Source organism: Haloglomus irregulare (assembly GCF_007421925.1).
GTDB classification, from domain to species: Archaea; Halobacteriota; Halobacteria; order Halobacteriales; family Haloarculaceae; genus Haloglomus; species Haloglomus irregulare.
Window position 1 is genome coordinate 105,976 of record NZ_QMDX01000011.1, and the last position, 13,932, is coordinate 119,907.

The 13,932-nt window shown below is 70.3% G+C and carries 13 protein-coding genes, 1 tRNA gene and 1 pseudogene; 7 read left to right on the top strand and 8 right to left on the bottom strand.

Annotated elements, in window-relative coordinates:
• The first annotated feature begins 6 nt into the window (after window positions 1-6).
• The 3 genes from DP107_RS15075 (at window position 7) to DP107_RS15085 (ending at window position 2,648) form a co-directional block, all read left to right on the top strand.
• Entirely contained in the window at window positions 7-1,254 is a 1,248-nt protein-coding gene (locus DP107_RS15075) for an aminotransferase class I/II-fold pyridoxal phosphate-dependent enzyme (protein WP_144262965.1), read from the top strand.
• 58 nt (window positions 1,255-1,312) lie between these two features.
• Complete coding sequence (bioD, locus tag DP107_RS15080) at window positions 1,313-1,969, top strand: dethiobiotin synthase (RefSeq protein WP_144262966.1); 657 nt, start codon at window positions 1,313-1,315, stop codon at window positions 1,967-1,969.
• A 223-nt stretch (window positions 1,970-2,192) separates the two neighbouring features.
• Window positions 2,193-2,648, top strand: coding sequence for a universal stress protein (locus DP107_RS15085; RefSeq protein ID WP_144262967.1), 456 nt, complete (start codon window positions 2,193-2,195; stop codon window positions 2,646-2,648).
• Between the two features lie 135 nt (window positions 2,649-2,783).
• On the opposite strand, the gene DP107_RS15090 is transcribed toward DP107_RS15085, so the two are convergent.
• From DP107_RS15090 to DP107_RS15100, 4 genes are all read right to left on the bottom strand, one after another.
• Window positions 2,784-3,296 carry a halocyanin domain-containing protein gene (locus DP107_RS15090; RefSeq protein ID WP_144262968.1) on the bottom strand — a complete coding sequence of 171 codons (513 nt, stop codon included), beginning with the start codon at window positions 3,294-3,296 and terminating at the stop codon, window positions 2,784-2,786.
• A 102-nt stretch (window positions 3,297-3,398) separates the two neighbouring features.
• The gene (locus DP107_RS20210) at window positions 3,399-3,746 is read right to left on the bottom strand and encodes a hypothetical protein (protein ID WP_185977341.1); all 348 of its coding nucleotides are present in this window, start codon (window positions 3,744-3,746) and stop codon (window positions 3,399-3,401) included.
• Window positions 3,709-4,425, bottom strand: coding sequence for a hypothetical protein (locus DP107_RS15095; protein WP_144262969.1), 717 nt, complete (start codon window positions 4,423-4,425; stop codon window positions 3,709-3,711). The genes DP107_RS20210 and DP107_RS15095 overlap by 38 nt, the downstream gene beginning before the upstream one ends.
• A gap of 113 nt (window positions 4,426-4,538) precedes the next feature.
• On the bottom strand, window positions 4,539-6,623 hold the full coding sequence (locus DP107_RS15100) for an LVIVD repeat-containing protein (RefSeq protein ID WP_144262970.1): 2,085 nt from the start codon (window positions 6,621-6,623) through the stop codon (window positions 4,539-4,541).
• Window positions 6,624-6,894: 271 nt separating this feature from the next.
• On the opposite strand from DP107_RS15100, the pseudogene DP107_RS21485 reads away from it, so the two are divergent.
• A pseudogene (locus DP107_RS21485) lies at window positions 6,895-7,314 on the top strand (cryptochrome/photolyase family protein); the annotation flags it as partial.
• Between the two features lie 258 nt (window positions 7,315-7,572).
• On the opposite strand, the gene DP107_RS15110 reads toward DP107_RS21485, so the two are convergent.
• Entirely contained in the window at window positions 7,573-8,286 is a 714-nt protein-coding gene (locus tag DP107_RS15110) for a DUF7117 family protein (protein ID WP_144262971.1), read from the bottom strand.
• Between the two features lie 260 nt (window positions 8,287-8,546).
• On the opposite strand from DP107_RS15110, the gene DP107_RS15115 reads away from it, so the two are divergent.
• Window positions 8,547-9,962, top strand: coding sequence for a sulfatase-like hydrolase/transferase (locus DP107_RS15115; RefSeq protein ID WP_144262972.1), 1,416 nt, complete (start codon window positions 8,547-8,549; stop codon window positions 9,960-9,962).
• Window positions 9,962-10,396, top strand: coding sequence for a GtrA family protein (locus DP107_RS15120; RefSeq protein WP_144262973.1), 435 nt, complete (start codon window positions 9,962-9,964; stop codon window positions 10,394-10,396). The genes DP107_RS15115 and DP107_RS15120 overlap by 1 nt, the downstream gene beginning before the upstream one ends.
• 25 nt (window positions 10,397-10,421) lie before the next feature.
• Here the strand turns inward: DP107_RS15120 and DP107_RS15125 are convergent, their stop codons facing one another.
• From DP107_RS15125 to DP107_RS15135, 3 genes are all read right to left on the bottom strand, one after another.
• Complete coding sequence (locus DP107_RS15125; RefSeq protein ID WP_144262974.1) at window positions 10,422-10,616, bottom strand: hypothetical protein; 195 nt, start codon at window positions 10,614-10,616, stop codon at window positions 10,422-10,424.
• Between the two features lie 420 nt (window positions 10,617-11,036).
• Window positions 11,037-11,146, bottom strand: a tRNA-Glu gene (locus DP107_RS15130).
• 62 nt (window positions 11,147-11,208) lie between these two features.
• Window positions 11,209-13,179, bottom strand: a complete 1,971-nt coding sequence (locus DP107_RS15135; RefSeq protein WP_144262975.1) for a 3-hydroxyacyl-CoA dehydrogenase/enoyl-CoA hydratase family protein — start codon at window positions 13,177-13,179, stop codon at window positions 11,209-11,211.
• A gap of 185 nt (window positions 13,180-13,364) precedes the next feature.
• Here DP107_RS15135 and DP107_RS15140 point away from each other — a divergent pair.
• The coding region (locus DP107_RS15140; protein ID WP_185977342.1) for an acyl-CoA dehydrogenase family protein at window positions 13,365-13,932 on the top strand (568 nt) is incomplete at its 3' end.

The window sequence follows — 13,932 nt, forward strand, 5'->3', positions numbered from 1 at the left end:
CCTTCGATGAGTTCAGACCGACACCGACCCCAGGCAGCCGAGACCGACCCGCCCGACCGCGGGTTCGACCCCGAATCCCGGCTCCGGAGCCGCGCGGCCGCCGACCTCCGGCGCGACCTCGCGCCCGTCGACCGCGTCGGCCCGCGGGCTCGCACCGCGCCGGACCCGGGTGGTGACGCGCCGGCATGGGACGGGGAGCGCCTCGTCCTCGCGTCGAACGACTACCTCGGTCTGGCGGGTGACGACCGGCTCGCGGCGGCCGCCGCCGAGACCGCCCGCGAGGTCGGCACCGGCGCCGGGGCCTCCCGGCTGGTCGTCGGGGACACGCCCGCCCACCGGGCGCTGGAGCGCGACCTCGCCGCGACCAAGCGGACCGAACGCGCGCTCGTCTTCTCGTCGGGCTACGCCGCCAACGTCGGGACCATCGCCGCGCTTGACCCGGACGCCGTCTTCTCTGATGCGCTGAACCACGCCAGTATCGTCGACGGCTGCCGGCTCTCGGGTGCCGACGTGGAAATCTACGACCACGGCGACCCGGAGGCGTTGCGGGGGGCGATGGGCCAGCGCGCCCGGGACGTCGACACGACCGACGAGTCCTGGCTGGTCGTTACGGACTCCGTGTTCTCGATGGACGGCGACGTGGCGCCGCTCGCCGCGCTCTGTGACGCCGCCGACGCGTTCGGCGCGTGGACGATGGTCGACGAGGCCCACGCCACCGGCCTCCACGACGGGGGCGGCGGCATCGTCCAGCGCGAGGGGCTGAGCGACCGCGTCGACGTCCAGCTCGGGACGCTCTCGAAGGCGCTCGGCGCGCAGGGCGGCTACGTCGCCGGGAGCGACCCGCTGGTCGAGCACCTGCTGAACGCCGCGCGCTCGTTCGTCTTCTCGACCGGGCTGGCGCCACCAGCGGCAGCGGCCGCCCGCGAGGCGCTCCGGATCGCCCGCGAGGGCGACCGGCGCGACCGGCTCTGGAACGTCGTCAGCCGGACCCGCGAGGGGCTCGAAGCGATGGGCTACGAGGTGCTCGGGGGGACGCAGATCCTCCCGGTCCTCGTCGGCGACCGCGCGGACGCCGTGGCGCTGGCCGACCGGCTCCACGAGGCCGGCGTCGTCGCGCCGGCTATCCGCCCGCCGACGGTGCCGGAGGGGACGAGCCGTATCCGCCTCGCTCCGACCGCCGCACACACGCCCGACGACGTGGACCGCTGTCTCGCGGCGTTCGAGGCCGCGGGCACGGAGTCCGGTCTCATCTGAGGCGCCCGTCGAGGACGAGCAGCCGGGATTCAATACCCGCCGTCACCAGCCCTCGGACATGTCGAACATCGCCGTCCTCGGGACGGACACGGGTATCGGGAAGACCGTCGTCACCGCCGGGCTCGTGGGACGACTGCGCCGAGAGGGTGTCGACGCGGTCGGCGTGAAGCCCTGCCAGACGGGCCACCCCCCGGACGACGACGCCGGGTTCGTCCGCGAGGCCTGCGACGACGAGTCGGCTGCCGTCTGCGGACGCTACCTCGGTCCCGCGCTGGCCCCGGCCGTGGCCGCCGACGAGGCCGGCGAGACCCTCTCCTACGACGCCATCCGTGGGTTCTGTGCGGACGCGCTCGGCGACGCCGAGGTCGGGGTGGTAGAGGGGATCGGCGGCCTGCGGGTACCGCTGGCCGACGGCCGCGAGGTGGTGGACCTCGTCGCCGATCTCGGGGTGCCCGCGGTCGTCGTGAGCCGGTCGGGACTCGGGACGCTCAACCACACCGCCCTGACCGTCGAGGCACTGGAGCGGCGCGACGTCGAGGTCAGGGGGGTCGTGCTCAACGAGTACGAGGGCGCGACGCGTGCCGAACGGACGAACCCGTCGGTCATGGAGCGACAGACCGGGCACGACGTGGCCACGCTTCCGCCGGCGGATCTCGCGGACCCGGCCGCCGCGGTCGACCTGGTCGCCGACCTGCCACGGTACACCGGTGGCTGACCGGTTCGCGTCGGGAGAAGTCGAGCGAGGTCGGCACGCGGAGGTGTGTGCCCCGCGTGTGACACTACGGAGCCAACCCGGCTCCATCAGTAGTTGGGGCGGAACCGGTGATAAGTCCCGGGGACGACCGCCCCACCCGCGCACGGTTGTCCTCGGCCCCACGGGTCCCCCCGCGACCCGGCGGGGGCGAACGCTCTTGCCCCGGGACGTCCATCCTCCGGACATGTACGACCCGATCCTGGTCGCGGTGGACGGGAGCGACGCCGCGGGGCGAGCCGCCGAGGAGGCGTTCCGGCTGGCACGCGAGTTCGACGCCACCGTCCACCTGCTGTACGTCCTGGACGAGTCGGCGTCCACCCTGCTGTTCTCCGCGGAGTCGCTGTCCAACCGCTTCGACCGGCTCCGGAGCGACGCCGATGAGTTCCTCGCCGACCTCGCGGCCGATGCAGGGGACCTCACCGTGGAGACCGCCGTCATCCGAGGGATGGGCGTCTACCGTGGTATCGTCGGCTACGCCGAACGGGAGGGGATGGAACTCATCGTGATGGGCTCTCGCGGGCGCCACGGGCCGGCCGGCGTCCTGGGGAACACGAGCGAACGTGTCGGTGCGAACACCGACATCCCAGTGCTGCTCGTCCCCGGACCGGAGGAGCCGCCGGACGACGAGTCACCGGCGTGAGCGAGCCCTCCAGGCCGTTCCAACCGTGCCCGGTACGGCCCGGTTCTGGCGTCGGGGCCAGGATCGGGGCCGGGCGCGCCGCCATCGGTCGCCTCGAGTGACGCCCGAGGACCGAGGGTGAAGCTGCGGCCGCCGTCAGCCGACGACGACGACGGCGCCCTTCATGCCGACCGACTGGTGCGGGGTGCAGTAGTAGGTCCCGACCCCGGCCGAATCGAAGGTGAACTCGTAGCTGTCGTCCCTCCGTGCGCTCCCGCTGTCGAGGTCGAAGTCGGACCCCTCGGCGGCCAGGACGTTGTGGTTGCCGGCCACCCAGTCCCACTCGACGGTGGTACCGCTCTCGACGACGATCGCCACCGGCGCGTATGCGAAGTTCCCACCGTTACCCCTGGCACCGACGTCGACGGTGACGCTACCGCTGCCCATCGCGGTGATGCCGTCGTAGTTGTCCGCCGCCGGGTCGGCGGTGAGGTAGTCCTCGACACGGGATTCGGCCTCGGCGGGGATCTCGATGTCGCTGCTGCCGCCGTCGCCACCGTCAGTGCCGTCGCCACCATCGCCGCCGTCACCACCGCTACAGCCGGCCAGTCCCGCCGCCAGGGCCGCACCTGTGGCGGCGAGTACGCGCCGCCTGCCTGGTCGTTTCATGTTCAGAGGGAGTCGGTGACAGCATAAAACGAGGGCGTTCTCCCCCCGTGAACGTCGGCCGAGCGGCGCCCGGAACCGCCGCCGGGGCACGCGAGCGTCCGCTCAGAACCCGGCGCTCACCCCGGCCACAACTTTCCTGTCCTCCGTCTCCGGGACCGCGGTCCAGACCTGCTGGTCCGCCTCCTCGCCGACGTCGGGGGTGACCTCCGCCGGACCGACGGTGTAGGCGGTCCCGGTCTCGGCCTCCGGCATCTCGACGAACACCGTCCGGACCTCGTCCCCGTCGACCGGGTCGGCGAACTCGACGATGGTGTTGTCCCCGGCCTCCCGGACGGTGTAGTCGTCGCCTGCGACGGGGTCCCAGAGCTTCGGCAGATTGAGTCGGACCTCGGCGGCCGCCTCGGTGGAGACATCAAGGTCCACCCCGTTCGTCTGCCCGCCGGTGAACACGGCGCCGTCGTCGATGAGGTCGATCTTCGGGTCGACGACCGTTCGGGTACCGACCGGGGTCGCCGGGTGTGGAGATGTCGATTGCAAGCAGCCCCGCCTGCTCCGCGTTCGCGGCGCTCTCGCCCTCCGTTCGGCCCTCGGGAACCTGCCCCGCGGTCGCCGCGAACAGGCCCGCGACCGGCTGCTGGGCCGCGAACAGGTAGCTCCCGTCGCCGGAGAACTTCACGTCCATCACCGAGGTCGTGTTGTTCTCGTTCGGGACGAACGAGAGGACCGACATCTCCGCCCGCTCCAGCTCCTCACGTGATTCGGCGCGGGTGTACGCGCTCACGTCGAGGATGGCGATGCCGCGGTCCAGCGTCGGCGACTTGCTGGAGAGCAGGCCGACGGCAGCGATATCGCCCTTCACTCGGAGTTCGCTCACCCCGCCGTAGTGTGGGTCGTCGGGGCTTCCGCTGACGGACTCGCTACCGATCCCACCCAGCGAGTGGTAGCCGACGTTGGCCATCCGGAAGTCGTCGGTCGCGACGTGGCCGTGGTCCGGGTTCCCGTGATCACCGCTCTCCGGGTGACCGCTGGCGGCGCCTCCCGTCGTCGCGACACCGAGCGTCGCACCGACGCCCTTGAGAATCGCTCGCCGCGTCCGCTCGCTCAGGTCCGATGACTCCTTCCCAGGCATGGCTTACCGAACCCTGCCAGAGGGGTCTCAAAAGTGGTTCTGACAGACCCGTCCAAACGACAGGCCCGTAGCGACCTGTCCGACCGGAGACGGCCGACTCGCGACCGCAATCGTCAGTCGGACCGGCCGGTCAGGTCGGCGAGTCCGTCGCGGACACGGTCGCGCTGGTGGGCCAGCGCGCCGACCGCGCCGGCGGCCGTCCCGAGCACCAGCCCGTTCGGCTGGCCGACCACGTAGACCGTCCGGCTGCTATCGGCGAGGGTAACCCAGCTATCGCCGCCGTCGGCGCTGGCCTGGACCGGACCGAAGCTACCGTTGCCGCCCTCGTCGGGCGCCTCGGCGAAGTACCGTAACGAGTCGCCCGCCGAGGCCCCGTCGAACTCGACGTACGTCTCGCCGCCGTCGACCACCTCCGTCCCGTCGCCCTCGCCGGCGACCGCCCAGCCGTCGGGGAGTCGGTCGCGTAGCAGGACGTCCGAGTCCGCGAACGTCACGTCGAGTTCGATACCGTTGGTTCCACCGGGCCGGAACACCGGCGGGTCACCGCTCCGCTCGACGCCCACGATGGGGTCGGCGCCGCCGAGGGGGATGTCCTCGTGGCGCATCGCGTGGACGCCCTGGTTGATGTCCGCAGCGAAGGTGACGCCGTTGGACTCGACGGCACCCCAGATGTTCGGTGTGACGGCGCTGAGCCCCTCCATCGTGGACTCGCGGGGGACGCCCTTGTCCGGACGGGTCCAGCCGCGCTCCTCCAGCTTCCAGCCGGCGCTACCGTTCTCGTTGCTGTTGTCCCGGCCCTGCTGGCTCCCGCTATTCGGGGGGATGATCCGGAGGTACCGAAGCCCACCGTGGTAGTGGGCCTGGTGGACCCAGAAGCTCTCCGAACCGGTCCTCGGGTCGACGTGCTTGGCGACATCGGAGTTGTGAGGGGACAGCTCGAAGTTGTCGAACTCGGTATCGTCCTTGCCGTCGATCTCCGCGGCGTCCTGCCAGGTCCAGTCGTCCAGCAGTTCGATATCGGTGACTGTGGCCTCCTCTCCCTCGGGGTTCGTCCCGTCCTCGGGGTCGACGTGGTCGTAGATGCCGTTCGCGTCGGCGATGAGGACCGAGCCCGTGCTGTACGGGTTCCGCTTGTCATCGACCGGGTCACCGTCACCGGAGCCGTCGCGGTCGTTGCTCGGCTCCTCGTGGCTCGCGACCAGCACCCGGTTCCCGTCGATGAGGTCCGGCGCCGGGGTCGTGAAGTGGGCCTGCCGCATCGGGAAGTGGCCGATCTGTTCCAGCGCCGTCGGGTCGGAGGCGTCCAGCACCCGGACGCCGGCGTTCCAGTACGCGACGTAGACGGTCGGTCGGCCGGTGACGGGGTCGTCCTGGACCTCCACGTCGTGGCAGTAGAAGTCCAGCCCGCCGGTCGGCGTGACGTCGCCCTGAGCGTTGTTGTGCCCCTCGCCGTCGGGCGTCACCGTCCAGCGGTTGACCTGCGTGAGCGTCCCCGGCTGGCGGTCGAACCGGAAGACGTTGACCCCGGCCGTGCCGAAGTTGATGTCCTTGCAGGCGAAGACGTAGTCCGTCCCGTCGATGCGGTGGTGGAACAGGTTGTGGATGCCCGTGTTGAAGTAGTCGGCCGAGTCGACCAGCTGTGGGTTGTACGGGTCCAAGACGTCGATGGCGAGCACGCCGCCGGAGTTGGTCCCGGAGGTGCCGCTGTCGTTCGGGTCGTAGCCCGGGCCGGTCGGCGTCTCGTCGAACAGCGCGGTGATGGGTTGCGTGCCGACGAAGACGTAGTTCCCGTCGCCGGAGAGCTTCAGGTCCATGTACGCGGTCGCGGCGTTCGTGTTCCGGAAGAAGGAGACGACACTCATCTCCGCGTTGTCGACCTCCGCCTCCGTCTTCGCGTTGTTGTACGCGCTGATGTCGACGACGGCCATCCCCCGCCCCTCGCTGTCGCCGCGGGAGGAGAACATCCCGATGTAGGCGAAGTCGCCGTGCGTTCGAATCTCCGTGACGGCGCCCTCGTGGGGGTTGTTCGCCCGCCCGCTTCGCCCGGATTCGGTCCCGAGGCCGCCGAGGCTGTGGTAGCCCGCGTTGCGGACATCGCCGCCGCTGGTCTCGCCGACCTGCGCCGGTTTGCGGTTGTCACTCGTCTGTGTGGTGCTCGTGCTGTCCCACTCGTGGGCGCTCGCCCCCCCCCATCGCACCGACGCCGAGCGCGCCCGCCGCTCCTTTCAGTATCGTCCGCCGTGTCGCGTCCAACAGCTCCGTCTCGTCAGTCCCTGGCATGACGTACTCCGGACCATCGAACCTGATTCAAAGGGCGTTCTGACAACTCCGTCCAAACGGGCAGCGTCAGTTGGCAGGCGCCCGGCTCACGGTGGTGTGCCAGGACACACCACAGGCTCGGTGAGGTCGTGACCGGACAACCGGCACACGGCGCCGGAATCGATACCGCTGAGGGACCCACAGCGTGACGTGGCGGTCTGGGACCCCGGCGATCAGTTAGCTCGCGAGCACGGGCGGCTCGCGCGGGCGATGACGGACGAGCGCGTTCTCACGACCGGGGCACGCGGGTTCGCGCGCCGGCATGCCGACCGTCCGCACAAGCCGACGCTCGTGTTCTCCGCGATGTGGCACCGCCGCGACGAGTCGCGTGAGGCAGGCCACGGGGTCGACTATCGCCGAGCCGAGGCGTTCACGGGGGCGCTGGACGCCCGTTGCGACGAACCGATCGTGGTGGGCTCACCATCGCACGGCACCGGGGACCGCCTCGGTGAGCGCGGCGGGGAGCCAGTGGGTGGCGAGTGGAACCACGACGACGAGAGCCGCCAGTGCCCCGGGAGCGACTACGAGCCGCCGGACCCGTCCCGCTACGAGCCGGGCGGGACGGCCCGGGAGGTGCCGGACTGTGAGGCCGAGGAGTTCGACGGCGCATACGACACCGAACCGAGGGGGTCTGCCCGTTCAACGCGCGCTACCGGGACGTCCTCGGTCGAAACGAGGACCACTCGGGTCGAACCACCGGATGGGGCTGCTCTACTCACAGTTGGACGAGAAGGACGCCGAGGGGCGCGAGCTCATCCACGAGCGGGCCGCGGAGATCCGGGCGAGGCCGAGCAGGGTGAGCTGTGGGCCCCCCCTTCACCGACCGACTTACGCCAGCGCCTCCAGTCGGTCCTCCGCCGCGAGCAGCGCCGTCTCGTCGCCGTCCACGAGATACCGGTACAGCTCCCGAGCGGCCGCGACCAGTCGCTCCGCGTCCGTCGTCGGGATGTCGCCGTCGAGGGCCCGGGCGCGCTTGCAGTGGGTGTCGAACGGCCCGAGCACCCCGTCCGCGCCCGGGTCCGGATGCTCGTCGAGGTACTGCCGGAGGTCGCTCCGGTACTCGTCGACGGCGGTCGCGTACGCCAGCCCGCGCGCCGCCGCGAGCGACGACGGCACCGTCTCCGGGTCCGGCCGGTCGCCGACGTCGCCCTGGAGCAGCGCGAGCAGGTAGAACTCCTCGGCCTCGTCGACGGCGCGGGTTCGGGACAGCTCGCCGCCGACATGGCGCAGTTCCATCGCCGTCAGGTAGCGGTCGTCCAGCGGCTGGAGTTCGCCGGCCTCGATGAAGCCGTAGCCGCGGGCGAACTCGCGAGCGATCTCGGCCGCGCGCTCGGCGACCCGGCGGAGCGACTCCCCCGCCTCCAGCTCCTCGCGGGCCGGCGTCAGGTCCAGCGTCCGCGGGCTGGCCGTGTGGAGCGTCCGCTCGTCCTCGACGCCCACTGACCGCAGGCTGCCACACGACGGGCACTCGACGCTCCCGGTCTCGTAGTAGGCCCAGCGGGTGCCACAGTCCTTGCACTCGCGGTCGCCGCGGATCTTCATGCCGGACGAACGGCGGGCGGGGACAAAAACGCGGCGTGGCCCCCCCACCCCGTGCCTGCCGGGCCGGACCCGGCCACCCGACCACTCCCCGACCGACCGTCCGAGGGGGGTCGGCGAGGTGGAGGTAGTACCGCCCGGAAGCCACAGTCTTCAGTAGGTTCCCGGTAGACGTGTACGTATCACCCATACATCACCGTGCATGCGGCCCGGAGCGTCGCCGGCCACTCGACCGACCGTCGCGGAGGTCGCCGGCTGAGCACATGCCATCCGTCTCGAACGTCCTCCTGGTCACCGTCGATTCGCTCCGGGCCGACGCGACCGCCCCGTACGCCGACCGCCACACGCCGGTCATCTCGGAGCTGGCCGAGCGTGGCACCGTCTTCGAGCACGCCTTCGCGACCGGCAACTGGACGCCGTTCTCCTTCCCGTCGATACTGGCCTCCCGGCCGGTGTTCGCCGACACGGGGCGGATCGGTATCGACGGGTCGCCCTCGTTGGCGGCGACGCTCTCGGGGGCCGGGGTCGCAACGGGCGGGTTCAACGCCGCGAACGGGTTCCTCACCGATCACTGGGGCTACGACGACGGGTTCGAGGCGTTCGACTCGTTCATCACGGAGGTCGGGCCGGGGGTCTACAGCCAGTACCTCGCCCAGCACCCGACGGTCGAGGCGTGGCTCCAGCTGGCAGCCTCACCCTTCCGCCGCGCCACCGCCCGGCTCCGCGGTGACTCCAACGACAAGCCGTTCCTGGACACCTCGCGGCTCTTCGAGGTGGAACGGGCCGCCACCTCGTTCATCGAGACCCGGTCGGAGCCGTTCTTCCTCTGGGTCCACTACATGGACGCCCACACGCCGTACGTGCCGGCGCCGCGCTACATCCGGGAGGTGTCCGGGGACGTCGTCGGCACCCACCGGATGCTGCTGGCCCACGCCCGGACCGGACTGGGACTGACGGTCAGCGACGAGACCCTGGCGGATCTCCGGATGCTCTACCAGGGGGGCGTCCGCCAGGTCGACGCCAGCGTCGGGCGGCTGCTCGACACGCTGGCTGCCGAGGGCATCGCCGACGACACCGCCGTGCTCCTGGCGGGCGACCACGGCGAGGAGTTCAGCGACCACGGCCACCTCGCGCACTACCCGAAGCTGTACGACGACCTCATCCGGGTGCCGCTCATCGTGGACGTGCCGGGCGCCGACGCACATCGGGTCGGGCGCCAGGTCGGGTTGGACGCCATCCCGCCCACGATCGCGGCGCTACTCAGCGTCGACGCACCCGCGACCTGGCAGGGACACGACCTGGTCCCGGCCGTCGTGGGCGACGAGCCGCCGCCGGACGAGCCCGTGGTCTCGGTCGCCGTCCGGGGCGAGGAGGTGACCTCACAGCCGATCCCCCGGTCGCTGGCCGACGGCGACCTGCTCGTCAGCGTCCGTGACGCCACGTGGACCTACATCGAGAACGTCGACACCGGCGCGACGGAGCTCTACCACCGACCCTCCGACCCGGGACAGACGCGGGACCGCTCGACCGACCCGACGCCGGAACAGCGGGCGGTCATGGACCGGTTCGGACGCATCGCCACCGACCACGCCGACACCCTTCGCGACGAGGAGGTGACGGACGCCGGGACGGTCGACGACGACCTCGGGGCCCGGCTCGAGGCGCTCGGATACCGCTGATGCTCCGGAACGCCCTGCGGCGGTTCATCGACGGCCAGCGGTCGACCCGGATGCGACGGTTCATCACCGTCGGGGCGATCGCGGCCGGCCTCCAGATGGTGCTGCTGTGGCTGTTCGTCGACACCGGCGGGCTGGACTACCGCGTCGGCGCGGTTATCGCTATCGAGATCACCATCGTCTTCCAGTACGTCCTCAACAACGCGTGGACGTTCCACCTCGTCAGCAACACGGGGATGGACGCGTTCCTGGCGGGGCTGGTCAGGACGAACCTCGTCCGGGGGTCCGCCATCCCCATCCAGATCGGGGTCCTCTACGGCCTCGTCGAATGGGGGGACCTCCTCTACCTGCTCGCGAACGCCGTCGCCATCGGTATCAGTGGAGTCTACCGGTACCTGCTCGACACGCGATGGACATGGGGCGCCGACGTGTTCTGACGCCCACACCCGCGACGCGGCGGCCTCAGCGGCGAACGGAGCCGTCGGCAGTGGCCTCGTCGGCGGCGTCGAGTATCTCCTCGGCGATGCGGCGCGCCTCGGCCGGCGTGTACTTGGTGCGGTCGCCGAACGCCTGCTGGATGTCGACGTATCCACCCGATTTCTCCACGAAGATGGCGGCGCGGTGTTCGATAGAGCGCGGTTGGTCGGCTTTCGACATACTATCGGTATGACCGTCCAACCTTGTCAAACTTTCCCAGGTCGTATCGCCGGTGTCGGTCGAGACACCGGCCCGGGCGGGCGACCCGCGCGCCGGTAGCGGCCCGCACCTGCCGAGATGGCGACCGGACCCGTGGCGACGGAGTCGCAGCCGGCCCGGACCACGGTCGCTGCGCGGTACGCACTCACCTGGACTCGTTCGTGTGGTACGTCCTCCCGGTCGACCACCCCCACCGGCACCGGACGGTCACGCGCCGCGGCCGCGGCTGCAGCCCAGGTCCCCGCCTCGGACGGATTGTGGTCCGTGACCGACGGACGGGGGAGGAGGTGGTTCCCACGGGAAGCCCGGACCGGTCGGTGGCGGTCGACTGTACCGTCCGAGGAGTCCCGTCGCTCGCCGGGAAGGGCCGGGGAAGTGGAGTGCTCCGGCAGGGATTTGAACCCTGGTCGTCGGCTGTCCCCATCGCCGCCGGCGTCACGGCGGGGCGATACGAAAGGCCAACATGATTGGCCGGACTACACCACCGGAGCGCACTCGTGCGTTCCGTGCACGGGGATAAAACGGATTCGGTTCGACGCCCGCCCGTGTCGCCCTACTTGCCCTCGAACTCCGGTTCCTCGTCGCCCATGAAGGCCGTGATGCCCGTCATGAGGTCGTCCGTGTTGATGAGGTGGCCGAACGCCTGGCTCTCCAGTTCGAGGCCGGCCTCGCGGTCGTGGAGGCCCCGCAGCATCGCGCGCTTCGTGAGCTGCTGGGAGATGGGCGGCCCGCCGGCGAGCTTCGCGGCCCACTCGTGGGCCTTCTGCTCGAACTCGTCGTTCTCGACGACCTCGTTGACGAGGCCGTAGTCGGCCATCGTCTCGGCGTCGAAGCGGTCGGCGGTGAAGACGACCTCCTTGGCGCGACCGAGCCCGATGATGTCCTTCAGGCGCTGGGTCCCCCCCCAGCCCGGCAGGAGGCCGAGGCTGTGCTCCGGGAGCCCCATCTCGGAGCGCTCGGAGGCGACGCGGATGTCACAGCACATCGACAGCTCCAGGCCGCCGCCGAGCGCGAACCCGTCGATGCCGGCGACGACCGGCATCGGCGACTCCTCGAACTCGCCGAAGACCTCCTGACCCTTCTGCGAGAGGCCGATGGCGGAGATGGGGTCGGCGTTCGACGCCATCCCGCTCACGTCCGCGCCCGCGGAGAACGCGCGGTCGCCCTTGCCCGTGATGAGGACCGCGCGGACCGCCTCGTCGTCCTCGAGGACCGAGAGGGCATCCGAGAGGTCATCGAGCATCTGCGGGTTGACCGTGTTCATGCGTGCCTCGCGGTCGAGGACGATCTGCCCGACCATGTCGCCGGGGTACCGGAGTTCGACGGTCTCGAACTCCTCGGCGGTGTCCGCCTCGTCGGCGTCGTGGAAGCCGCCGGCCTCGGCGGCCTCGCGGAGGCCGTCGCTGACCGCGTAGCGCGGGTGGCCGCTCGTCTCGTGCTTCTCGTCGAGGTGCTCGACCAGCGTCTCCAGGCCGGCCGCGTCGGCCATCTTCGCGGGGCCCTCGGGGTAGCCGGCGCCCAGCATCACGGCCTGGTCGATGTCGCGGGGGGTAGAGACGTCGTCGCCGACGAGGTTCCCGACCTCGTTGGCCATGACGGCGAGCAGCCGGTGTTCGATCTCCTCGGTGCCGGCGTCGACCGGGATGTCGACGCCCTCGCCGCCCTCGTAGTCGTAGAAGCCCTCGCCGGTCTTCTTGCCGTGCTTCTCGGCCTCGACGGTCTCCTCGAGGAACGGCGCCGGCTCGTAGGCCTCGCCCAGCACGTCGTTCATGTACTCGAGGACGTGGTAGGTGACGTCGTTGCCGACCTGGTCGCCCAGCTCGAAGGCGCCCATCGGGAGGCCGATGTCGAACTTCGTGGTGGAGTCGACCTCCTTGACCGTGGCCTCGTCCGCCGAAACCATCCAGCAGGCCTCGTTCATCAGCGGGACGAGGATGCGGTTGACGATGAAGCCAGGCGAGTCCTTGCGGACCCGGACTGGGGTCTTGCCGAACGCCTCGGCCAGCTCCTCGGTCGCGTCCAGCGTCGCCTCGTCGGTGTGGCCGCCGGAGATGACCTCGACCAGCTGCATCCGGACCGGCGGGTTGAAGAAGTGCATCCCGCAGAACCCCGCGGGGCGCTCGGTCTCCTCGGAGAGGTCCGTGATGGAGAGCGAGGAGGTGTTCGAGGCGATGATGGCCCCCTCCGGGAGATGCTGCTCCACGTCGCTGTAGACGTCCCGTTTTATCTCCATCTTCTCCGGGACCGCCTCGATGACGAAGTCGGCCTCGCCGACGGCGGCCTCGATATCGACGTACGGCTCGACCCGGTCGGTGGCGGCGTCGGCCTCGTCCTGGGAGATCTGGTCCTTGTCGGCGAGCTTCTCGAGCGACCACTCGATCTGCTCGTAGCCGTTCTGGACGAACTCCTCCTTGATGTCCCGCAGGTTCACGTCGTAGCCCGCGAGGGCCGCGACCTCCGCGATACCGTGGCCCATACTCCCCGCGCCGAGCACGGCGATGGTCTCGATTTCGTCGAACTCCATGACAGTTACCTGGTTCCGCGGCGCCCGCTTCAACGTTCCTTTTCCACGACCCTTGAGTTGAGCCGCTCTTGTGAGGCCCGGGTTATAGCTGAACCCCGCCGTTCACGCCCGCTACCACCACTCGTGTGGAGTGTGTGGCAACCGCACTCGATGGCTTTAAGCTCCTGTGCTCCTCGTGGAAACCCATGGACTTCGGCCTGACGGACGAGCAGGAACAGCTCCAGAAGGAGGTCAAACGCTTCGCGGACAACGAGATCCGCCCCAACGCGGTCGAATACGACGTCGAGGAGAAGTTCCCCCACGACATCGTCGACGAGGCCGCGGAGATGGGCCTCGTCGGGATGTCCATCCCCATCGACTACGGCGGCGCCGGCTACGACCCCATCAGCAACATCCTCGTCGGCGAGGAGCTGTTCGCCGCCGACCCCGGCATCGGCCTCTCCATCATGGCCTGCTCGTTCGGGACCGAGAACATCATCGAGTTCGGCACCGAGGACCAGAAGGAGCGGTTCCTCCCCGACGTCGCGTCCGGCGACGCCATCTCCGGCGCGGCCATCTCGGAGCCCGACACCGGGAGCGACGTCTCCTCCATCTCGACGCGCGCGGAGAAGGACGGTGACGAGTACGTCATCAACGGCAACAAGATGTGGATCACCAACGGCACCGTCGGCGACTTCTTCACGGTGCTGTGCAAGACCGACCCCGAGGCGGAGGGTCGCTACAACGGCTTCAGCCAGATCGTCGTCGAGGCCG

Coding starts and splice junctions, on each gene's coding strand:
- bioD (WP_144262966.1), top strand. CDS start 1,313: ATGTCGAACATCGCCGTCCTCGGGACGGACACGGGTATCGGGAAGACC.
- DP107_RS15110 (WP_144262971.1), bottom strand. CDS start 8,286: ATGAAGATCCGCGGCGACCGCGAGTGCAAGGACTGTGGCACCCGCTGG.
- DP107_RS15085 (WP_144262967.1), top strand. CDS start 2,193: ATGTACGACCCGATCCTGGTCGCGGTGGACGGGAGCGACGCCGCGGGG.
- DP107_RS15075 (WP_144262965.1), top strand. CDS start 7: ATGAGTTCAGACCGACACCGACCCCAGGCAGCCGAGACCGACCCGCCC.
- DP107_RS15115 (WP_144262972.1), top strand. CDS start 8,547: ATGCCATCCGTCTCGAACGTCCTCCTGGTCACCGTCGATTCGCTCCGG.
- DP107_RS15090 (WP_144262968.1), bottom strand. CDS start 3,296: ATGAAACGACCAGGCAGGCGGCGCGTACTCGCCGCCACAGGTGCGGCC.
- DP107_RS15125 (WP_144262974.1), bottom strand. CDS start 10,616: ATGTCGAAAGCCGACCAACCGCGCTCTATCGAACACCGCGCCGCCATC.
- DP107_RS15095 (WP_144262969.1), bottom strand. CDS start 4,425: ATGCCTGGGAAGGAGTCATCGGACCTGAGCGAGCGGACGCGGCGAGCG.
- DP107_RS15120 (WP_144262973.1), top strand. CDS start 9,962: ATGCTCCGGAACGCCCTGCGGCGGTTCATCGACGGCCAGCGGTCGACC.
- DP107_RS15135 (WP_144262975.1), bottom strand. CDS start 13,179: ATGGAGTTCGACGAAATCGAGACCATCGCCGTGCTCGGCGCGGGGAGT.